This window comes from Nostoc sp. (genome assembly GCF_036919495.1).
Classification (GTDB): domain Bacteria; phylum Cyanobacteriota; class Cyanobacteriia; order Cyanobacteriales; family Nostocaceae; genus Nostoc.
Window position 1 is genome coordinate 1 of sequence record NZ_JBALBZ010000173.1, and the last position, 24,868, is coordinate 24,868.

The 24,868-nt window shown below is 42.7% G+C and carries 6 protein-coding genes and 2 pseudogenes; 5 read left to right on the top strand and 3 right to left on the bottom strand.

All coding sequences use genetic code 11. The annotated features are described in order from the left end of the window. Positions 1-117: 117 nt before the first annotated feature. Both V7K25_RS25100 and V7K25_RS25105 read right to left on the bottom strand, forming a co-directional pair. Positions 118-414, bottom strand: a complete 297-nt coding sequence (locus V7K25_RS25100; protein WP_335161652.1) for a PIN domain-containing protein — start codon at positions 412-414, stop codon at positions 118-120. Positions 415-737: 323 nt separating this feature from the next. After that, positions 738-947: a hypothetical protein gene (locus V7K25_RS25105; protein WP_190890347.1), complete on the bottom strand. Its 210-nt coding sequence runs from the start codon at positions 945-947 to the stop codon at positions 738-740. Positions 948-1,313: 366 nt separating this feature from the next. Here V7K25_RS25105 and V7K25_RS25110 point away from each other — a divergent pair, with 366 nt between their 5' ends. Continuing rightward, a complete protein-coding gene (locus tag V7K25_RS25110) occupies positions 1,314-2,363 on the top strand; it encodes an adenosine deaminase (RefSeq protein WP_335161655.1) in 1,050 nt (349 codons plus the stop codon). A gap of 280 nt (positions 2,364-2,643) precedes the next feature. Here the strand turns inward: V7K25_RS25110 and V7K25_RS25115 are convergent. Next, positions 2,644-3,001: pseudogene (locus tag V7K25_RS25115) on the bottom strand (rhodanese-like domain-containing protein). Positions 3,002-3,248: 247 nt separating this feature from the next. Here V7K25_RS25115 and mutL point away from each other — a divergent pair. The 4 genes and pseudogenes from mutL to V7K25_RS25135 form a co-directional block, all read left to right on the top strand. Further along, complete coding sequence (gene mutL / locus V7K25_RS25120) at positions 3,249-4,976, top strand: DNA mismatch repair endonuclease MutL (protein WP_335161657.1); 1,728 nt, start codon at positions 3,249-3,251, stop codon at positions 4,974-4,976. A 707-nt stretch (positions 4,977-5,683) separates the two neighbouring features. Beyond that, positions 5,684-9,883 (top strand): SDR family NAD(P)-dependent oxidoreductase, encoded by a 4,200-nt coding sequence (locus V7K25_RS25125; protein ID WP_335161659.1) that lies wholly within the window; start codon positions 5,684-5,686, stop codon positions 9,881-9,883. Continuing rightward, positions 9,884-16,969: an amino acid adenylation domain-containing protein gene (locus V7K25_RS25130; protein WP_335161661.1), complete on the top strand. Its 7,086-nt coding sequence runs from the start codon at positions 9,884-9,886 to the stop codon at positions 16,967-16,969. It abuts the gene before it with no gap. Positions 16,970-17,207: 238 nt separating this feature from the next. Next, positions 17,208-24,548, top strand: a pseudogene (locus V7K25_RS25135) (amino acid adenylation domain-containing protein); the annotation flags it as partial. Positions 24,549-24,868: the final 320 nt, after the last annotated feature.

Genomic DNA, 24,868 nt, shown 5'->3' on the forward strand with positions numbered 1-24,868 from the left:
GTTCCGAAGTTAAAAAGTTTTTGGCTGGTGGTGGCATAGTTATTTTCAATCGACTCTGCATTTATATTATGCAGCTTAAATGCCGATTAGCTTAGGCTTGACTGCTGACTCAGGAGGCTACCAATTAATTGCTGTTAAAATTGTTACCTTCGCAAACTCTTGATCGGCAGTCACCAAAGTTGCTGAATTTTGGCTCGCCATTGCTGCAATAATTGCATCTGGTAGTTTCAACCGATATTGCTGGCGAATTTCAATGATTTTCTTAATCAAAACAGCATCACTCGCCACTAAATTGACAACCTCAACTCGTTGCAAAAACTGCTCAAAAAGCTGACGATCCTCTTGAATCAGCCCAGAAAACACGCGCGAGAAATTCAATTTTGCTAATAACTGAAACTCCAATCCAATCAGCATCTTGGAGTATTGAATAAGTTGAGAATTTCCTTGAATTTGACAAACTAATAGAAACTAAGCACAATTCTAATCACTTTGTCCCTAGTTCTCTCATTTCTTGGTGGCGCATGAGCATAATATCAGTTTTTTTTCTCAAAAACTTCCGCCTGCACTCTTTATAGTGTGAGGGCATTTTTCTGGAAAATCATCCAGCCACAATTAACGGTTTTGTGTGTGCGTAGAGCCCAAACCAGCCCCAGTCTCGCACATTTAAAATAACTATATCCAGCTTGAGGCTGGACAATAGCTAGAGATATTTTTGAGATTCAATGTTTACTTGGTTTTTAACTTACTAAATCAACTAAGGCGTTGCTCTGAAAACGGACAATAGATGAAACTGAGCAACCCCGATAATTCTCAGAGGTGAATACTGATAGTGTGATATTAGCTTGACCAGGATCTAAGATGCGTTTTACCTTGCAAATTTGCATTTTATTGTTGCAGTAAGCAACAATGCGATCGCCAGCCTTGACTTCCAACGCTTGAATTTTCAATTAATACCAACCTTGCCAGGAATTTGCTTCGTTAAAGAAAAAATATATTGTTATATTTCACTTTCCTCAACAATAGCAATGTTTATTTAACTATAACACAAAAATTAAAGTTTTTAATCTTATCAATTTAATCTTGATGATGTCAAGTTTATTTATGCTCAAAACACTATCTAAATGCTGGATTTTCAGAAAATAAGGATAAAATCCCGACCTTCGCGCAGCCTCTAGACCGGAAGCCTCATCTGAAAAATCCAGATGGTGGGAAACCTCCGCTCCAATTCTCTGGAGCTAAATTTTTTCGAGTCCAGATTTTTTCCTTCTATGTTTTTGTTACAATCGATGAAATTTTTACATAAAAATACCACTATGGCTTTATATGCTGAATTACATAGACATCTAGGCGGCTCGGTCGTACCAAGAGTTTTATGGCGATATTTCGAGCGACATTCTTCGGAGTTGATTTCGCGCTTTGCTGACTATTCACAATTTGAAGATTTTTACACCCGTCCACGCAACACCTTGGATGAGTATCTAGAATTACACACCCTGGTAGAAAGTGTGCAAACTGTGGAGACTTTGCCTTACTTTATCTATCGCTTGGTGCGGGGTGCTTACATCTTTGAAAATTTGGCTTATCTAGAACTGCGCTACACTCCCTATTTGCGGACACCTGAGCATCTGAGTCAATCAGAAAGAATTGACAAGATGGCAGAAATCGTGCAAGTAGTAGGGCTTGCTAGCCACCAGCCAGAATATCCGATTGTTACTAGCCAAATTCTCTGTATGCACACGCGCCTACCTTATGAGGTGAACAAGGCGATTGTTGATTTGGCGGCACAAAATAAGCAGTATGTCTGTGCAGTAGATGTAGCCGGGGGTGATACCTATTATGCCGATCGCTTAGAAGAATGGATTAGCTTATATGATTATGCGCGATCGCAGGGCGTTAAAACCACCGGACATCTATATGAAACCACTGCTGGCTGTTACCCTGAACTGTTACCCTATCTCATGCGAATCGGTCACGGCATCCAAATTCCCCTACTGTATCCAGAGCTACTTAATGATGTGGCGAAACGCGGACAGTGTTTAGAGGTTTGCCCCACAACTTACCTGAAAACTGGTACTTTGCAGGATATCCGTCAACTCAAATTAGTTTTTGACCGTTGTTTTGAAGCTGGGGTAGATATTGCTATCTGTACTGATAATGCTGGATTGCACAATGTGCGTCTACCGTTTGAGTATGAGAATCTCTTGACTTACAACATTATCAGTTTTGCACAACTACAAGCTTGTCAGGATGCAGCTTTCCGTCATGCTTTTGCTTGGCCTTACACTCAACGTCCCGCATCTCTGTTAAATGGGTTACTGAAACCTGAACCACCTAAAGTTTTGGCAACCAGTGATAGTAATTAACTACATCTAGAGGTAAGCAGAAAGTCAGATGATTTAATGTTAATTAATGTTGCACTCAGGTGTTTTTTTCATGCTGTAGAGAAAGCTGTAATGCACAGTAGATATCTTGCAAAAGTCAATTTTTTAGGGATTAAACCACAGATTTACGCAGAGAATTTATCGGTGTTTATCTGTGGTTTCCTTTTCGCTAATTCAGAGTTTTGTTAGAAGTCTAATGTGCAGCACAAAAAAGCAGCAATTATGCAATAAATAGACTTGGATTGATATACCTGGGTTAAGTTTAAGCAGCAACACCTTCTGTAGCACCACCGACTGAAATCCAAGCTGTAAGACCACCTTGAATTTCCGCTACCTCAACAAACCCTTCTGCTCTCAGAATTTGTGCAGCCTGGGTTGATTGTTCATCACTGTCGCCATAAATATAAATATGGCGTTCTTTATGTAGAGCATATTTGGCTTTAGATGCCAAATCGTCTAATGGGATGGGTATTGCTCCATTGATGCGACCGTGATTGTAGGTGTGGCGATGCCTAACGGCGGGCTGCGCCTACGCGCACATCAACAATTGTAAAACCTGGTTGACCCCATTGCAAACGGGTCTTTAACTCATGGACATCAGCAACTGAATTATTACTCATAAGTTTTTTTGGCTTATCATCTCACAAGCAATTTATCAAAAATCCCCGTTTAATTGAGTTTTCTTTACAATTAATAAAAATTTCTCGTTAATTCGCCTTCTTAAGCTGTTGCGCCTTTAATTTGCACTAATATTTTTTCAAGATGATTGTGGGGTGGGCATCCTGCCCGCCCTGATAATGCAAGTTATATACGTAACAGCTTATCTCCTCTACTTAGCTTGCACCCAGAAGCTATAAACTATAATTTATGGCATCTACTATTCAAGCTCTACCAACAGAAGTCGTATATCTCATTACAGCTGGTGAGGTAATCGACTGTTTCGCTTCTGTGGTGCGGGAATTGGTAGAAAATTCCCTAGACGCAGGTGCAACGCGAATTGTGGTTTCTTTATGGCCACAGCAATGGCGAATTCGTGTTGCAGATAATGGTTGTGGAATGAATCTAGATGATTTACAACAAGCAGCCACAGCCCACAGCACCAGTAAAATTCGCTCTAGTGCCGATTTATGGAAAATTAACAGTTTAGGATTTCGTGGTGAGGCGTTACATAGCTTAACAACTCTGGCAGATTTAGAAATTTTGAGTCGTCCTGTGGGTGGAAAATTAGGATGGCGAATTAGCTATGGCGATGGTGGGGAAGTTGTGCAAGTTGAAGTAACTGCGATCGCACCTGGTACAGTAGTGACAGTTTCTCATCTTTTCGGTAATTGCTCATCTCGTCGTCAGGGATTGCCCACAGCAGCACAGCAAATGAAAGCCGTGCAAGCCACAATTCACCAAATCGCTATGTGTCATCCTCACCTCACCTGGCAGATTTGGCAAAATGATCGTCAATGGTTCACCATCTCTCCAGCTTCGACAACTGGGCAACTGCTACCGCAGATTTTACCGCAAGTGCGACAAGGTGACTTGCAAGAGGTGAAACTCGAAATACCCAACCCTCCCAACTCTTGTACAGACGCGATTAATCGTGTCTGTACTCCCCACTCCGCACTAAACTTAGTGGTAGGACTACCCGATCGCTGTCATCGTCATCGCCCAGATTGGGTACGTGTAGCTATCAACGGACGGATGGTTAAGACACCGGAATTAGAGCAAACAATATTATCAGCATTTCATAGAACATTACCACGCGATCGCTATCCAATTTGTTTCCTACATCTTGCCATTTCTCCCGATCAAATTAACTGGAATCGCAATCCAGCAAAAACAGAAATTTACCTCAACGAAATCATTTATTGGCAAGAGCAAATTACCCAAGCAATTAACCAAGCACTCAGCATTTCTTCTAACAATCTCAAAGAAGCTGTCCACACCACACGCGTTAGTAAATTACTCAAAGCCGCAGAAGCCAAAGGCAGCTATAATTTCAATTCTCAAAATCCTAACGAAAATCCTAACCCTTCTACAGACGCGATTAATCGCGTCTCTCCTAATTCCTTGAAGGCTGTCGCTCAAGTTAGCAACACCTATATTGTGGTGGAACATTCAGGTGGTATGTGGTTGGTAGAACAGCACATTGCCCATGAGCGAGTTTTATATGAGCAATTATGTGATAATTGGCAACTTGTCCCCGTCGAACCGTCAATCATTCTTTATCAATTGTCACCAGCGCAAGTATCGCAACTGCAACGCATCGGTTTAGAAATAGAACCCTTTGGCGAACAACTTTGGGCAGTGCGAAACATCCCTGCACCTTTGCAACAGAGGGACGACTGTGCAGAAGCAATTTTAGAGCTTAGTTGGGGAGGCGATTTACAAACAGCCCAAGTAGCCGTCGCCTGTCGCAGTGCCATTCGTAATGGTACACCCATGAACCAACAAGAAATGCAGACACTTTTAGATAATTGGCAACGCACTCGCAACCCTCGCACCTGTCCCCACGGACGCCCAATTTATTTATCCTTAGAAGAATCAGCTTTAGCCCGGTTTTTCCGGCGTAATTGGGTAGTTGGTAAAAGTCATGGAATTTGACTTTTTATTTAAATTACTTTAACTGTTAATAATTGTCGGTTGCCAAATTATTTGTCCGTGTTGACAGATAAATGTCCACATTATCTTGAAGCTTGGTTCGCTCAAGTTTTCGGTCAATCTATGCTTTCAAAGAGAAGAACCGTGTTTTCTGCTTCAAATAAGGACACGGAAATTGCATGAAAAATTTTGGGCTAATTTCTCACAAAGTCAACACCCTAGTATGAGGGTCATTATCTGCTTCAGTATTAATTTGCTCGACTTGTTCAAAACCTATTTGTTACTTGTCTACCTACTGGACGTTATTTTTGTAAGCATGCTAATATCAACATAGTTGTTGAAGGTACATAAAACTCTAAATGCATTTACGTATAAACACATAAGACCTTATCTCAAATTTAAATAAATTCATGGCTAAACTAGGGACATTCTTTAATATCCGCCCCAGAGTATCAGTTCTTGCTTGCGCTATTGCTAGTGCAGTGCTTGGTGTAGGATTTAGCCTAACTAAGAGCTTGTCACAAAACAACCTTCCTTCTTTTTAGTTATAAATACTTTCTCAGTAACCTTTTTAGGTCGCAAATTGTAAAAATTCTTTCTTAACAGGCTCTAAGCAATCTTTTGACGCTGAAATACTTCCCCCCTCACCAGTTATTGTTCTCTCGTGTCCAGTAAAAGAGCAGACAGCTACCTTAATTCTGAAAAACGTTATGACCCACAACTCTAAAACCTCTCAAGTGGAAGCAGCGTTGTTAATCGCTCCTTTCATTGAAGATTGTCGAGTACTGTTGAGAGAAACAGAAACTAACAGCCAACAACTAGTAGCTTACATAGTTTCAAAAGAAGGCTTTTTTCCACAACAGTTGCAATCTCATTTACAAGCATTTTTACCCGCCGAACTGTTACCATCAGCCTATGTATCGTTGTCTAGCTTACCAGTTTTGGCTACAGGTGAGGTGGACGAACAAGCTCTGACGCTGCTGAAGATAATTGACTTTAATGTAGTGCAGAAATGGGAAACACAATTGCAAGCACTGCCCGAAATTGACCAAGTGGCGGTGGTAGTTCAACAGCAGGCTCAAACTTTACCGCCGTTACATCTGATGGATTTGCTTCCTGATTGGAAAGCCGCCGTTATAAGTAGTGACCTAACAAATAAAACAAAAGCCCATCTGAGAGAGATAAGCAAAGACAAGTTGCAGTCAAACAGGCCAGCCATTAGTCAGGGTGAAGCGTTACATCTAGATGAAGATGCGCCAAAAAATTTAGCACAAGTATTATACAGAGCAGCCAAAGATAGCCCAACCCAAAAAATCGTAATCATCAACTCAGATAGTAGCCAACGTACTCAAACATATGAAGAATTACTCAATGAGGCACAGCGAATCAAAGCAGGATTGAGCAAGCAGGGATTAAAGCCTCAAGACAAAGTAATTTTCCAACTACAGGAAAATCATGATTTTATCGCCGCATTTTGGGGTTGCGTACTGGGGGGATTTGTTCCAGTACCAATCGCTGTTGCACCCAGCTATGAACTCAGCAACGCAACCACCAGTAAACTAGAGAATGCCTGGCACATGCTAGGGCAACCAACAGTACTCACCACAGCAAAGCTAGCACAAGCAATTAGTTCTTGGTCACAAGGATTAAACTTAAAAAACTTGCAAATTCAACTCATAGATGACTTGCGTCGCTGTGAACCAGACCAGAATTGGCATATTAGCCAGCCAGAAGATTTAGCAATCTTACTACTGACCTCCGGCAGTACAGGCATACCCAAAGCAGTGATGCAGACTCATCAGGCTTTATTAAGCCGTTCGGCTGCTACGGCAATTATGAATAACTTTACCAGCAATGATATCTCTTTGAATTGGTTGCCACTAGACCATGTAGGAGGTTTAGTAATGTTCCATATTCGTGATGTGTATGTTGGTTGTCAACAAATTCACGCTGCAACTGAATTAGTTTTGGCAAATCCTTTATTATGGTTGGATTGGATAGAGCAGTATAAAGCCACGATTACTTGGGCGCCAAACTTTGCTTATAGCTTAATTAACGATAGGGCGCAAGAACTCATTCAGCGCAGTTGGGATTTGTCTTCCATGCGATTTATTCTCAACGCTGGCGAGGCAATTGTAGCCAAACACGCCCGTAAGTTTTTGCAGTTGCTTGCTGGTCATGGGTTGTCTGCAACTGCCATGCATCCATCATGGGGGATGTCTGAAACCTGTTCTGCGGTGGTTTTCTCTGATAACTTTTCTCTAGACTCAACCACAGATGATGATTCGTTTGTCGAAGTGGGAGCGCCAATTCCAGGGTTTGAGGTGCGAATTGTAGATACACATCAACAAGTTGTAACAGAGAAAACAATTGGAAGCGTACAGGTCAAAGGAACTTCCCTTACCTGTGGTTATTATCAAAACCCAAAAGCGAACCAAGAAGCTTTCACCGAAGACGGTTGGTTGAATACAGGAGATTTAGGATTTCTCCACCTTGGATGTTTGTCGATTACTGGTCGTCAAAAAGATGTAATTATCATCAATGGTATCAACTACTACAGTCATGAAATCGAAGCAATAGTTGAAGAGCTATCTGGCATAGAAGTTTCATACACTGCTGCCGTTGCGGTGCGTGGTGCTTTTGACAACACTGATAAATTAGCAATCTTTTTCAGTTCAGTTATTGCCGATCAAGCAAACCTTGTTAAACTCACTGGGGAAATTCGTAGCCAGGTTGTAGAAAAGATTGGCATCAATCCTGATTATCTAATTCCTGTTGAAAAAGAACAAATACCTAAAACTTCCATTGGCAAAATCCAGCGATCGCAACTGAAAAATTCCTTTGAAGCTGGTGAATTCCATCATATCCTCAAACAACTTGATATTTTACTCGCCAATGCCAACACCATTCCTGACTGGTTCTACCAAAAAGTTTGGCGGTGTAAAAAAGCTAGGATATTGAATCCTAACCCTTGGACAAACCTGACTCTAGTATTTCTCGATGAATTAGGATTAGGGACTTTTTTATGCCAGCAACTAAAACAACAAAATCTGCCTTATGTGTGTGTTTCTTTGGGTTCAGATTTTGCTCAACTCAGCGCCAACTGTTATACTTTAGCTCCCGAAAATCCAGATCATTATCAGCGTTTGCTCTCGACCTTAAAAGCAGATAATCTAGCGATCGGACAGATTCTTCACTTGTGGAATTATCAGGAGTATAGCGGTGAAATCAAGAGTTTAGAAGCGCTTGAGGTGACACAAGACTTAGGAATTTATAGTTTGTTATTCCTCGTTCAAGCCTTAGCAAAAATTCAGGGTTCTGAACATACAGTTAAATTGTTGTTTGTTTCCAGCTACACCCAGACTACACAGCCAACAGACAAAGTAGCTTATGAAAAATCCCCAGTTTTAGGTGTCGTTAAAACTATTCCCCAAGAAATACCTTGGTTGAACTGTCGTCATCTCGATTTACAGCCAAACCAGGTAGAAGAAAATGGCAATTTTATCCTGCAAGAACTTCAGGTTGTATCAAAAGAACAAGAAATTGCTTACCGCGACGGAAAGCGTTTAATTGCAGGTTTGGAAAAAGTAGATTTCCAAAAGCACTCAAAGCAAGAACTTGTCTTCAAACAAGGAGGAATGTATTTAATCACCGGCGGACTTGGCGGCGTTGGTGTTGAAATTGCTAAATATCTGATTAAGTCCTTTAACGCCAAATTGCTTTTAGTCGGTCGAACTCCTCTACCTAATCAAAACCTTGTATCCGACATCTCTACAGACATATCAGCAAAAATTCAGGCTTACCAAGAATTAAAACAGCTTGGGGACGCAGTAATTTATGAAGCGGTGGATATCTGCGATCTCAGCAAATTACAACAAGTGGTAGAACAGACAAAGTTACGCTGGGGATGCAAACTCGAAGGAGTAATCCATTTAGCAGGAATTTACCACGAGCATTTACTCTTAGATGAAACACGGCAGAGTTTAACCGCCATACTTCGTCCGAAAGTATTCGGTACTTGGGTGCTACATCAGATATTGATGAACCAAAAGCAAGGAGTTTTCATTAGCTTTTCATCTTTGATGAGTTTCTTTGGCGGCGCTACTATTGGCGGTTACACTGCTGCTAACACTTTTCTAGAAAGTTTGAATCAATATCAGCGCTGTGTTGGTTTATTGCAGAGTTATTGCTTCGCTTGGACAATTTGGCGAGAAATAGGGATTAACAAAGGTTATCAAAGGCAAGACCTAACCCGCGCCCAAGGTTACTATGACATGAAACCTCAGCAAGGAGTGTATTCTTTAATAGCTGGTTTATACCATGACCAAACACCGCTGTTTGTTGGTTTAGACGGCAGCAATCGCAAAATTCGCCGCTTTTCTGGGGAGTTTAGTGAGTTAGAGAAATTAACTGCCTATTACACCAACAGCAATGATTTAGAAGTCCTGGGGTTATCAGATGTGATGGTGCAAGATTGCTTCCAAGCAACTGTCAACTGTGACTTTGTGCAAATCCCAGAAATGCCACTGACTGCAAGCGGGGAAATTGATCGCAACTTACTGATTAAAGGCATAACTCACACAGGTGACGGTTTAGGCACAAAAGAATTTGTCGCTCCTATAAACGAGATGGAACGACAGATTGCTCAAAGCTGGCAAGAAGTTTTAGGAATTGAGCAAATCAGCATTTACGACAACTTCTTTGAACTGGGGGGAAATTCTTTGCTCGCCTTCCAAGTTATTGCTCGTTTGCGCGAGTCTTTCTCTATAGAGTTGTCCGTAAATCGTTTTTTTGCATCTCCTACTGTAGTTGATTTGCAACAGAGCATTGAAGCGTTGCGAATTGCAGCTCAAGAGTGGAATGTATCTATTGACTACGCAGAAGAAAACATAGAAGAAGGAGTACTATAAATGACAACTCTAGAATTTGTTTCTTACTTGAATAGTTTAGGCATCAAACTTTCCCTTGAAGGAAATCAGCTAAGTTATCGCGCTCCCAAGGGAGTGATAAACCAAGACCTGAAAAAAGAACTGTTGGGACGCAAAACAGAAATTGTTGCCTTTCTCGAAGAAGCTAAGAATGCAATACTCTGCAATGCCGATCCGATAGTGCGTGTGGAGCGATCGCACGGTTTACCTTTATCCTTTGCCCAAGAAAGAATGTGGTTTGTCTCTCAAGCAGAAAGCGAAATACCATATTATAACACCAATTTCGGGTTAAATTTTCAAGGTGCGTTGAATATTCCAGCTTTAGAGTGGAGTCTCAACGAAATTATTCGCCGTCACGAAAGTTTGCGGACTACATATCCCGCAAAAGATGGTAAACCTGTGCAAGTAATTGCCGAAGACTTCAAAATTACCTTGCCAGTGATGGATATGCAAGGTTTACCAGCAGCAAAGCTGCAAGAAATCATTGACGAAGAAGTTAGCCAGCTTTTTGACTTAAGTAACGGCCCTTTATTGCGAGCTAACTTGCTGCGCTTAGGATCGCAATCCCATACGCTGATCTTGACTATGCACCACATCATTATAGATGGCTGGTCAATGTCGATATTCTTTAAGGAACTGTCTACCTTTTATCGCAGCTTCATAGAAGGAAATCCTGTATCCCTCCCCGAATTATCCATCCAATACGCTGATTTTGCAGTTTGGCAAAGACAATGGTTAACTGGGGAAGTATTAGAAAAACAACTAAACTACTGGAAACAACAGTTAGCTGGTGCTACACCCTCCATAGAAATACTCCCAGACAAACCACGCCCTTCAGTCAAGACTTACCAAGGTGATAGCAAGCAATTTGAAATTGATCGCAATTTGACCGAGCAACTCAATAGCTTAAGCCAAAAGCTAGGAGTGTCTTTATATCAGATATTGCTTAGTGCTTACGTAATATTACTTTATCGTTACAGCGGACAAGAAGATATATGTGTTGGCTGTGCGATCGCCAACCGCAATCATCGGGCTCTTGAACCAATTGTCGGCTTTTTTGCCAACACTCTAGTGCTACGTAACCAGATTCAAGGAAACCCTACTTATTCTCAATTCCTCACTCAGCTACGGCAAGTTGCAATGTCTGCTTATGCTCACCAGGATGTTTCCTTTCAACAAGTAGTAGCAGCCTTGCAACCAGAACGCTCTCTAAGCTACCATCCTCTCTTCCAAACCATGTTTGTCTTAGAGAATTTCTCACTAGATGCATTCGAGTTAGCTGATGTCACTTTGACTCCGCAAATGCTAGATTCTGCAACAGCTGGCAGTGATTTGGGCTTGTTGATTTGGGAGACAAAAAACGGACTACTAGGTTGGTGGCAATATAGCAGCGATTTGTTTGACGCAGACACCACTACTAGGATGGTAAATAATTACCAGACTTTACTTGCAGCTATTGTTGCTAATCCTAACCAAACTATTGGTGAATTAGGTTTGCTAACAGAGGAAGAACAGCATCAACTGTTAGTAAAATGGAATCTTCAACTAAATGAATTTACGGCAAATCAATGTATCCATGAGTTGTTTGAAAAGCAAGTACAACTCCAGCCCAATGCAATAGCAGTAGTTTGGCAAGACCAGCAATTAACCTACCAAGAGTTAAACGCCAAGGCAAATCAACTCGCGCACTATTTGCGAAAACTAGGAGTTGGCCCAGAAACTGTAGTTGGCATTTGTGTAGAGCGTTCGTCGGAGACGTTGCCGGAGGCATCGCTTTTAACGATCATCGGGTTGTTGGGTATTCTCAAGGCAGGAGGTGCATATGTGCCTTTAGACCCAACTGAGCCAAGGGAGCGATCGCTATTGATTTTAGGAGAAACTCAGTTATCAGTGTTGTTGACTCAAGAGCATCTAGTACAACATCTTCCAGAACATCAGGCGCAGGTAATTTGCTTAGACTCACATTGGCAGGAGATTGCACAACAAAGCGAGGAAAACCTGCCTCATCAAACAACACCCGCAAACCTTGCCTATGTCATATACTCGTCACAGCGAGGGATTTTAGTAGAACATGGCGCAGTTAGTCAACGTCTGAATTGGCTGCAAAAAACCTTTGCTTTGTCACAGTCTGATGTAGTGCTGCACAAAGCTCCTTTAACTCAGGATACCGCCGTTAGGGAAATCTTTTGGCCTTTGGTTGTGGGAGGACGTTTGCTCATTGCTGCCCACAATCAAGACAATCCAACAGACTTAGAGCATTTGATTGTTAGTCAACAAGTGAGTGTAATTAATTTTGTTCCCACTGCGCTGTCAGCTTTGATTACCTACTTAAGTAAAGAGAAAAAAGTAGAATTGCGATCGCTACGTTTAGTGTTGTGCAGTGGCGAACCATTGCAACAATCTGTAGTTGAAGCGTTCAGAGCGCATTTTACAGCTGAGTTACACAATCTTTACGGCTTACCTGAAACTGCGGGAGAATTGACAAGCTTAAAAGTTCAATCCCTCGGCACACAACCAACTCTGCCCATTGGTCATCCCACTTACAGGTCTGTTTACATTTTGGATCAGCACTTGCAACCAGTACCAATCGGGGTGAAAGGGGAAATTTATGTCGGCGGCACAAATTTAGCTAGGGGTTATCTCAACGTTGATGAAGAAACAGCCCAACGCTTGATCAAAAATCCCTTGGAACAAACCTCTGATCAGTGGTTGTTCAAAACAGGTGAATTGGCACGCCGTCTTAACGATGGTACCTTAGAACTACTAGGGAGCATAGAGAGGCAGACTTGGATTAAAGGTTATCGGGTAGAACTCGCAGAAGTGGAAACAGCCTTGTTAGCGTCTCCTGCTGTAGATGATGCTTGGGTGCTGGTGCAGGAAACAGAAACAGCAGGGCCACAACTAATAGCTTACGTAGTTGTGTCAGGAACCTTCTCTCCAGAGCAACTACAATTGCACTTGCAAACTCTTTTACCGACTCACTTACTCCCCTCTGCCTATGTACCGATATCTGCTCTACCCCTCACACCAACTGGACAAGTAGATGAACAAGCTTTATCCCGTCTAGAAGTTATTGACTTTGACTTGGTGCAAAGATGGGAAGAAAAACTACAAGCATTGCCGGAAATAGATAAAGTCGCAGTGGTGGTGCAACAGCAAGTTCCTGCCCTCCTACCAATCCATTTGTCTGATTTGCTTCCTGATAATCAAGTCACCACCCGCGAAAAAAGCGATCGGCAAGTCCTCACGTCAGCGTATTTAAAGGAGGTGAGCAACAATAAATCAGGGTCAAACAGACTAGCTATTAGTCATGGTGAACCACTACATCTAGATGAAAATACCCCAACTTTAGTACAAGCCCTACACCGAGCAGCTAAAGATAACCCAAGCAAAGGAATTGTTTACATCCAATCAGATTGCAACCAACGTACTCAATTATATGGGGATTTGCTCTTGGAGGCACAGCGAATTCTCGCAGGTTTGAGAAAGCTGGGTTTAAAGCCTCAAGACAAGGTAATTTTCCAGTTAGAGGAAAATCAAGATTTCATCTCAGCGTTCTGGGCTTGCGTGTTGGGGGGCTTTGTGCCAGTACCGATCGCGATCGCTCCAACTTATGAGCGAGGTAACACCAACACTAGTAAGCTGGAAAATGCTTGGCAGATGCTAGGACGACCAACGGTACTGACTACAGCAAAGCTAGCTTCAGCAATTCGTTCTTGGTCAGAGGTATTAAACTTAGAAAACTTTCAAATTGAAGCTATCGATGAATTACGCCGTTGTCAACCCGACCAGAATTGGCATGTTAGCCAGCCAGAAGATTTAGCAATCTTGCTGTTGACTTCTGGCAGTACAGGCATTCCCAAAGCAGTCATGCAGAGCCATCATGCTTTGTTAAGCCGTTCAGCTGCTACCGCGATCATGAATAATTTTAGTGGTAATGATGTCTCCTTGAATTGGTTAGCACTAGACCATGTAGGAGGTTTGGTGATGTTCCATATTCGGGATGTCTATCTTGGTTGCCAACAGATTCATGCACCGACGGAACTATTTTTGCAGAATCCTCTTTTATGGTTGGATTGGATAGAGCAGTATCGAGCCACGATTACTTGGGCACCTAACTTTGCTTATGGGCTAATTAACGACCGGGCGCAAGAAATAAGCAAGCGTAGTTGGGATCTCTCTTCCATGCGATTTATTCTCAATGGCGGCGAGGCAATTGTAGCCAAACACGCCAGACAGTTTTTGCACTTGCTTGCCCCTTATGGGCTGTGTGCAACTGCTATGCATCCATCATGGGGTATGTCTGAAACCAGTTCTGGCGTGGTTTTCTCTCACAACTTTTCCCTGTCCTCAACCACAGATGATGATTCGTTTGTGGAAGTGGGAGCGCCTATTCCTAGTTTTCAGGTGCGGATTGTAGATGCACAAGAGCAGGTTGTGGAAGAGGAAACAATTGGACGTGTGCAGGTCAAAGGAGCTTCAGTGACTTGTGGTTATTATCAAAACCCGGAAGCTAACCAAGAAGCTTTCACTGAGGATGGCTGGTTGAATACGGGAGACTTAGGATTTTTACACCAAGGGCGTTTGTCCATTACTGGTCGCCAGAAGGATGTAATTATCATTAATGGTATTAACTACTACAGTCATGAAATCGAATCAACAGTTGAAGAGCTTTCTGGCATTGAAGTTTCATATACTGCTGCCGTTGCTGTCCGTAGTGCCTTTGACAACACTGATAAATTAGCAATCTTTTTCAGTCCAGTTGTTGCTGAAGAAGCAAACGTTGTCAAGTTGACTCAGGAAATTCGCAGCCTGGTTGTTGAAAATATTGGCGTTAATCCAGATTATCTGATTCCTGTTGAAAAACAGATTATTCCTAAGACTACCATTGGCAAGATCCAACGTTCCCAACTCAAAGAGCGTTTTCAAGTCGGTGAATTTAAAGACATTCTCAAACGGCTTGACATCCTCAAAGGCAACGCCAACACAGTTCCAGACTGGTTTTACCGTAAGATTTGGCAGTTCAAGGAAGCAGCAAAGAATAGCGATCGCCTTCAGTCAGGTTCTTACCTAGTTTTTGTTGATCGCTTGGGATTAGGGCAATTGATTTGTAGAGAACTGAATCAACCTTGTGTTTGTGTGGAAGCTGGTTCAAAATTTGCCAAACTGAATAGTGAAGTAGGAGGCGATCGCATCCTTCGCTATTGCATTAATCCTGATGAACCCGATGACTATCGCCTTTTACTAGAATCTTTAGCAGCCGATAACTTCCACATCGCCCAAATTCTGCACCTATGGACTTATGATGAGTATGCCGGAGAAGTTTCTACCTTAGAATCCCTGGAACAAGCCCAAAAGCAGGGAATCTATAGTTTGCTATTTTTGGTGCAAGCTCTAGCTAAAATTCAAGGTTCTGAACATTCGGTTAAGTTGCAAGTTATTTCCAGCCATGCACAGTTTACCTCAAGTGCCGATAAAATTGCTTATGAAAAATCTACTCTCATTGGATTTTTGAAGACAATTCCTCTAGAGTTGTCTTGGTTGCAATGTCGGCACATCGACTTAGAAGTTGAATCTGTGGAGGTGAATGCACAGCATATTCTGCGAGAACTTCACGTTTCTAGCAGTGATACAGAAATTGCCTATCGTCACAATCGGCGTTTGGTATCATCTCTTGCCAAAGTAGATATGTGTCAGCAACCAACTCAGGAGATTCCCCTTAAGCAGGGCGGAACTTATTTGGTAACAGGGGGATTGGGTGGAATAGGTACATATCTGTGCCAATTTTTAATCAAGGAGTACTCTGCAAAACTGATTATTGTAGGTAGAACAGAGTTACCAAATCGAAGTGAATGGTCGAAGTATATTGGCCAACAAACACATATTGGGAAGCGGATTAAAAATTATCAAGCAATTGAAGAGTCTGGTGGTGAATTTATTTACCAAGCTATCGATACATGTGATTTTGATGGATTGCAAAAAGCTGTTGCCCAAGCTGAGACAAAGTGGAATCAACCGCTCTCAGGGATTATCCATTTAGCAGGTGAAGGTAATTTAGAATACCACTGGAAAGTCATTGATAACCACTACATCACAGTGGAAACTTTGCAGACCTTTAATTCTATGTTGCGACCCAAAGTTCATGGTACTTGGACACTCTATCAACTGATTAAAAATCACCCTCAAACGGTTTTTATTTCTTTCTCTTCAATAAATAGTGTATTTGGAGGAGCTAGTTTTAGTGCATATTCTGCTGCCAATAGCTTTTTAGATAGTTGTTCTTTGTATCAGCGCTCTCATTTTCATCCTCAGACCTACTGTTTAAACTGGACAATGTGGGATGAGGTAGGTATGAGTCAGGGAAATCCAGTATATGCAAGGGATGCTGCTCGTAGTATGGGGTATCATATCATCTCCAAAGAGCAGGCATTAACTTCCTTAATCGCTGCTTTATATCGTAATCAGACACAGTTGATTGTTGGTTTAGATAGCAGCAATCGCAATATTCGACGCTACACGCACAACGAATTTTATAGCATTCAGAAATTAGCTGCTTACTTTACCAGCGATAGCAATGATTCCTCTATTGATAGCTTCTCAGAAATTGTAGTGCGCGATCGCTTTAGCACTAAGAGCATCTGCGATTTTGTAGAGCTTGAAGAAATGCCATTAACCGAAACAGGAGCAATTGAGCGAGAGCAACTGCTGACTTTAAGCACTCAGGGTAGTCAACAACCTAGTAAATGGGTAGCACCCCGGACAGAAATTGAACGTCAGCTTGCTAGTATCTGGCAACAAATTCTTAGTGTCCCACTCATAAGCATTCACGATAATTTCTTTGAATTGGGGGGACATTCCTTACTGGCAACTCAGCTAATGTCTCGCGTGCAAGATGTCTTCCAGTTGCAGTTACCACTAGGCAGCTTATTTGAGAATCCAACAGTGGCACAACTGTCTATTGTCATAGTACAAAAACTAGCTGAACAAACAGATGATGATATCTTGGCACAGTTAGAACAACTTGATGAAGAGCAAGTAAAAGCAATGCTTACAGCCGTAAATACTTGAGCCTTCCTTCAAACAAATAAGACTTACACACATTCTACAATTCTTCTCTTCTCCTTCGGAGACGCTAGCGCGAACGAGACGCTGCGCGTTAGCGTTCTCTGCGTCTTCTTTGCGAGACGAAAGCGTTGGCAGAAGCCTCTCGTAGAGAATGCGTAAGTCCTGACAATAATCCAACAGACAACAATACTTTAGTATTTTGACGTTTTCGCCAATCTTTGAATTCACAGAGGATACTCACTTGACCAATATCTCTAAAAAAATTGCAGAGTTATCTCCAGAGAAATTAGAACTTCTCTTAAAACTACGTGACAAAAAACAAGAAAACTCACAAAAAAAAGAAATAACCCCTCAAAGCAGAGAAACTGGCTTATTTCCTTTATCCTTTGCTCAACAACGCTTGTGGTTCATAGACCAGTTGATACCGGTTAACCCGTTCTACAACATACCTTTTGCATTGCGTCTTGTTGGTAGCTTAGATATCTTAGCTCTCAAGCGCAGCTTTAATGAAATCATCCGTCGTCACGAAAGCTTGCGTACCTGCTTTCAGACAATTGAAGCAAAGCCGATGCAGCTAATAGCCTGCACCTTGGAGTTAACACTTGCCACTATCGACCTGCAAGATTTACCTCAAGGAAAATGCGAGGATGAAGTCCGCAAACTGGCAACCATTGAAGCCTCCCAACCGTTTGATTTAACTCAGCTACCCTTGCTGCGTGTGAAGTTGTTGCGCCTAGCACCCACTGAGCATGTGTTGCTGTTAGTCATGCACCACATTATCTCAGACGGCTGGTCAATGGGAGTGTTCACCCACGAACTCGCTGTACTCTACGAAGCCTTTGTAACTGGCAAGCCTTCACCCTTACCAGAACTTCCCATCCAGTATGCTGATTTTAGCGTGTGGCAGCGCCAATGGTTACAACAAGCACAAACTGAACAACTCCAATACTGGCGCAAACAGTTGGCAGATATTACTGTACTACAATTGCCCACCGATTACCTGCGCTCTCCAGCGCAGTCTTTTGCTGGAGCCAATAAAATTCTCGAACTCCCCCAAAATCTCAAACAGGCGCTAGTGCAACTCAGCCAGCAACATGATGTGACTCTTTTCATGACCTTGCTTGCTGCTTTCAAAGTCTTATTGCATCGCTACACGGGTCAAACAGATATTGTAGTGGGTTCGCCAATTGCCAACCGTAATCATAGTCAAATAGAAGGGCTAATTGGCTTTTTTGTCAATTCTTTAGTGATGCGAACCGACCTTGACGGCAACCCTAGCTTCAGCGATTTGCTTACCAGAGTGCGGAAAATAGCTTTAGATGCCTATGCTCATCAGGATTTACCCTTTGAAAAACTGGTGGAGGAACTGCAACCAGAGCGCAATCTGAGTCAAAACCCATTATTTCAGGTGACATTTGCTGTACAAAATGTGCCAATCCGAGATTTACAACTAAAAGGGCTGCAACTAAGTCCGCTAGAGTTCGAGTACAACATGACCCGTTTAGACCTAGAATGGCACATTTGGGAGCATTCCCAAGGGCTTCGGGTTATAGTAGCTTACTCAACTGATTTGTTTGCTCCAGAAACTATCGATCGCATGGCAGGGCATTTTCAGACATTACTTGAAGGAATTGTTGCCAACCCACAGCAGCCCATTTCGCAATTGCCAATGTTAACAGAAGTTGAGCAACGACAGTTACTTGTAGAATGGAACTCGATTCCAGCAGATTATCCCTCTATTCAATGTATCCATCAAATATTTGAGGAGCAGGTTGAGCGTACCCCAGATGCAGTGGCAGTTGTGTTTGAAAATCAACAACTGACTTATTATGAGTTGAATTATCGTGCTAACCAATTGGCGCATTACTTGTGCTCATTGGGTGTGGGAGCCGATGTACTAGTGGGTATTTGTGTGGAGCGCTCACTAGAAATGGTGGTGGGACTGTTGGGGATTCTCAAGGCAGGTGGTGCTTATGTGCCACTTGACCCAGAGTATCCCCAAGAGCGTTTGAGTTTTATGTTAGAAGATGCTCAACTTTCGGTGCTGTTAACCCAACAGCAATTAGTAGAATGTGTTCCTAAACATCAGGCGCGTGTCGTCTGCTTAGACACCGACTGGGAAAAAATTGCTCAAAATAGCGAGTCAAACCCTCTAAACGCAGCAACACCCAATAACCTAGCATACGTCATCTACACTTCTGGTTCCACAGGTAAACCCAAAGGCGTTTTAGTCAACCATTATAATGTTGTGCGTCTGTTTGAAGCAACAGAGCTTTGGTATCACTTCAACTCTCAAGATGTGTGGACACTATTCCACTCTTACGCCTTCGATTTCTCTGTTTGGGAAATTTGGGGTGCTTTGCTTTATGGTGGACGACTTGTAGTAGTACCTTACTTAATGACGCGATCGCCAGAATCCTTCTATAAGTTATTGTGTCAAGAGAAAGTAACAATTCTCAATCAAACACCTTCAGCCTTTCGCCAGTTAATTCAAGCAGAACAGTCTCAAGCAACTGTTGGTGATTTGAAGTTACGCCTGGTTATTTTCGGTGGAGAAGCCTTGGATCTGTTGAGTTTGAAGCCGTGGTTTGAGCGGCACGGTGACCAGTCGCCCCAGTTAGTGAATATGTACGGGATTACGGAAACCACTGTACACGTCACTTATCGTCCATTGAGCAAAGCCGATTTGAATTGCACGGCAAGTGTAATTGGTCGTCCGATTCCAGACTTACAAATGTATCTGCTAGATAAGCATTTACAACCAGTGCCCATTGGGGTTCCAGGTGAAATGTACATCGGTGGTGCCGGGGTAGCTCGTGGCTATCTCAATCGTCCCGAACTGACAGCAGGACGGTTTATCTTTAACCCCTTCAACGACAATCCAAAAGCAATACTATATAAGTCTGGCGACTTAGCTCGTTATTTGCCAAATGGCGAGTTGGAGTATTTAGGGCGAATTGACCAGCAAGTGAAGATTCGTGGCTTCCGTATTGAGTTGGGAGAAATTGAGGCATTACTGGTGCAACACCCAGCCGTCTTGGAAAGCGTGGTAGTGGTTCGGGAGGATGAACCAAGCGATAAACGTTTAGTGGCTTACGTTATACCCAAGGTGGAACAATCTTCTCAAGCTGGAGAACTGCGTCGCTTTCTAAAGGAAAAACTCCCAGAGTACATGGTGCCAAATGCTTTTGTAATGTTGGAGTCGCTGCCATTAACTCTTAATGGGAAAGTAGACCGCCGTGCATTAAGACCACCAGATTTAGACAGCGAACTCAAAGACAAATATGTAGCCCCACGCACCCCCGTTGAAGAAATACTGGTACAAATTTGGGCACAGGTTCTAAAAGTAGAGCAAGTGGGCATTCATGATAACTTCTTTGAACTTGGGGGACACTCACTACTAGCAACGCAACTGGTTTCACGCATTGGCAACATTTTCAAAGTAGAACTACCCTTGCGTAGCCTGTTTGTAGCAGCGACAGTTGCCGAATTAGCGCAATCAATTCAGCAGTTGCAGCAACAAAACTTAGAACTGACCTCCCTGCCCATTTTACCAAGGGCAAGGGATGCAGAATTACCACTGTCATTTGCCCAAAATCGGCTGTGGTTTTTAGATCAGTTCGAGCCGAACAGTGCCTTATACAACATACCTTTAGCTTTGTGTCTAGTAGGAACTCTTAATCAAGCTGCCTTAGAACAAAGCTTACAAGAAATTATTCATCGCCACGAAGCGTTACGCACCAATTTAATTACAGTTGATGGAAAACCTTCTCAAATCATTCAAACACAAACGAATTGGACACTATCAATTGTTGAATTGAAGCATTTATCTACAACTGAACAAGAAATTGCTTCTAAGCTTTTAGCACAACAACAAGCTATTCAACCTTTTGGCCTGGCAACGGAAGCATTAGTTAGAGCGACATTAGTCGTGCTCAATAACACAGAACACATGTTGTTAGTTTCTATGCATCATGTTGTCTCTGATGGTTGGTCAATAGGTGTGTTTGTGCAAGAATTATCAGCCCTGTACAATGCTTATTCTCAGGGTCAGCCCTCACCTTTAGCGCCACTGCCAATTCAATATGCAGATTTCGCAATTTGGCAGCGACACTGGTTACAAGGAAATGTACTGCAAAGCCAACTGAGTTACTGGCAACAACAACTGGCTTCGGCACCAGCTTTATTGTCGCTCCCCACAGACCGGCCCAGACCATCTGTGCAGACTTTCACAGGGGCATATCAAGAGTTTGCACTCTCTGTTGAGCTAACTAATGGATTAACACAACTGAGTCAGCAGCAAGGAGCCACTTTGTTCATGACGCTGTTGGCAGCGTTTGATACATTACTTTACCGCTACACAGGTGTGGCAGACATTCTGGTTGGATCTCCCATTGCTAACCGCAATCGTAGTGAAATTGAAGGGTTAATTGGCTTTTTTATCAACACCTTAGTTCTGCGTACAGACTTATCAGGCAATCCTAGCTTTAGCGAATTACTCACTCGTGTTCGTGAAATGGCAATGGATGCATACTCTCATCAAGACTTACCATTTGAAATGTTGGTGGAAACATTACAACCGCAACGAGACCTCAGCCATACACCACTGTTTCAGGTAATGTTTGTCCTCCAGAATGCTCCCATATCGACCATAGAGTTAACTGGGTTAACTATCAGTTTATTGCCCACAGAAAGTGCAACTGCAAAGTTTGATCTGACCTTGGCAATGCAGAACACTCCTACCGGACTAGTGGGAGTATGGGAGTACAATACTGATTTGTTTGATGCAGGCACTATTGAGCGAATGACAGATCATTTTGTGACACTGCTTGAGGGAATTGTGGCGAATCCACAGCAGCCCATTTCCCAATTGCCCCTACTGACAGAATTTGAGCAACAGCAGTTATTAGTTGAGTGGAATGATACTCAGGTAGATTATCCTCAAGATCAGTGTATTCATCAGTTGTTTGAGGAGCAGGTTGAGCGTACCCCAGATGCAGTGGCAGTCGTATTTGAAAATCAACAACTGACTTACTATGAATTGAACTGTCGCGCTAACCAGTTGGCGCACTACCTGAAGTCTTTGGGTGTGAAAGCCGATGTGCTGGTAGGTATTTGCGTCGAGCGTTCTTTAGAAATGGTTGTGGGACTGTTGGGCATTCTCAAGGCTGGTGGTGCTTATGTGCCACTTGACCCAGAGTATCCTCAAGACCGCTTGAGCTTCATCCTAGAAGACACTCAAGTTCAAGTACTGCTGACTCAACAGCCACTCCTTGACAAACTACCTGAGCTTCAAGGAAACGTTGTCTGTTTGGATACTGATTGGCAAATGATTTCTCAGTCAAGCCAAGAGAATCTAATCACTGCTACCAAAGCTAGTAACTTAGCTTATGTGATTTATACCTCTGGTTCTACAGGTCAGCCAAAGGGAGTATTAGTTGCCCATCATGGACTGCTAAATCTAGTGTTCTGGCATCAACGTGCTTTTGAAATCACTTCATTAGACAAAGCCACTCAGTTAGCCGGAACAGCATTTGATGCTGCTGTATGGGAATTGTGGCCTTACCTAACCGCAGGAGCAAGTATTTATTTAGTCAAACCTGAAATCCTTGTGTCTCCAGTGGATTTACAAGATTGGTTGAAATCGAAAAAGGTCACTATCAGTTTTCTGCCAACACCGCTGGCAGAGCAATTATTGTCTCTGGAATGGACAGAAACTACAGCGTTGCGAACTATACTAACTGGGGGAGATAAGCTTCATCGATATCCATCAAAGTTAGTCCCTTTCCAGATAGTGAATAATTATGGCCCAACTGAAAATACTGTTGTCACAACTTCAGGGATAGTAGTTTCTTATGGACAGGATAATAATATCTCACCACCTATCGGTCGTCCCATAGCCAACACACAAATCTACATCCTAGATAAGTATTTACGACCAGTTCCCATTGGTGTACCAGGAGAGTTACACATCGGTGGTGCTGGGTTGGCACGAGGCTACCTCAACCGCCCAGAATTAACACAAGAGAAATTTATCCCCAACCTCTTCAGTGCTGATCCCGATTCCCGGCTTTACAAAACCGGGGATTTAGCACGCTACTTAAGTGACGGCAATATCGAATATTTAGGACGCATTGACCATCAAGTAAAAATTCGGGGCTTCCGCATCGAATTGGGTGAGATAGAAGCATTACTGAGTCAACACCCTCAAGTCCACTCAGTTGTAGTCACAGCCAGAGTGGATACTTCCAAAAATCAACGCTTAGTCGCCTACATTGTGCCACAACACCAAGCAACACCCACAACTAGCGAATTGCGGCACTTTCTCAAGCAGAAGTTGCCAGAATATATGCTGCCAAACGCTTTTGTTATCCTGGAGTCTCTACCCCTGACCCCCAACGGCAAAGTAGACCGCCGCGCCTTACCAGCACCAGATTTGGAAGTCAATCGCTTGGTCAGCTTTGTCCCACCTCGTGACACAATAGAACTGCAACTAACACAAATCTGGTCAGAGGTTCTAGAAGTTGACTGCATCGGATTACAGGACAACTTTTTTGAGGTTGGTGGTCATTCCCTTTTAGCCGTTCGCTTGATGGCTAAGATTCAGCAGCAGTTTGGGAAAAATCTGCCTTTAGCAACTCTGTTCCAAGCCCCGACGATTGAGCAATTAGCAGCTATTCTCCGACAGGATTTAGATTTCTCTGATTCCTCTGTCTCGTCATCTTTGGTAGCGATTCAACCAGGCGGTTCAAAGCAGCCTTTCTTCTGCGTACCTGGAGCCAATGGAAATGTCATTTATTTATATGATTTGGCACGTTATCTTGGCCCAGACCAACCATTTTACGGTTTACAAGCACCAGGCCTTGATGACGGAAAGTTCTACACCAGAATTGAGGACATAGCACTGCATTACATTGAAGAAATACAGGCTGTTCAACCCCAAGGTCCCTATTTGTTAGGAGGTCATTCATTTGGGGGTAAGGTAGCTTTTGAGATGGCAATTCAGTTGCAAAAGCAAGGACATGAGGTGGGTCTACTTGCCATTTTCGACACCGAAGCACCGATTGTTGGCTCCAGTAAACTAGTAACCGATGATTGGGATGATGCTCAATGGTTGACTCAGTTTTCAAAAGCGGCAGAACTTCTATTCAAAAAGAACCTGAAAGTGTCTTACGCTGATCTCCAGCCCCTTGATTTAGATGAGCAATTCAAGTATCTCCTAGAACATTTTGAAATGGCTAAGGCTTTACCTCTGGGAACGGACATCAGGCAATTTCGCAATTGGGTACAAGTTTTCAAAGCTAATTGTCAAATTGATTATGTTTCACAAGAGGTCTATCCAAACCGAATTACTCTTTTTCGTGCCAGCGAGATGATTACTGACGAGACTATTAGTGAGATGACTTTCGATATTGTAGAAGATTCAGCGTGGGGTTGGGACAAACTTTCTGCCCAACCTGTGGATATTCATTTCGTTCCAGGCAATCATATTACGATGGTGGCTAAGCCTCATGTCCAAGTCCTAGCTGAACTATTGACAAAGACCGCAACGGTTAACGGATGGCTGAGTAGTGGGACTTAGACAAAAAACACTTAAAAAATAGCCTCAAATTGCCATTGCCTTTTTTTAAAATCCTGTAATCTTGACCTTGTAGCGAAACAGTGGTGCAAAAACTTAGCAAGAAAAAGTCTAAAATCAGAGGCAACATTGTTTGAAGTACTCGATTTTGTTCAAAAGAAATGCCCGGTGTGCGGGAAAGCAATGTGGAATGAATACAATAATCCTCGACATATAAGAACGTTAGATGGGGTAATAGGCTAGACTGTGCCAAAACGGGAAATCTGTACGCTAAGAAAACCGCAACAACCTGAAATCCTTAACTATCAATAGTTTCAGAAATG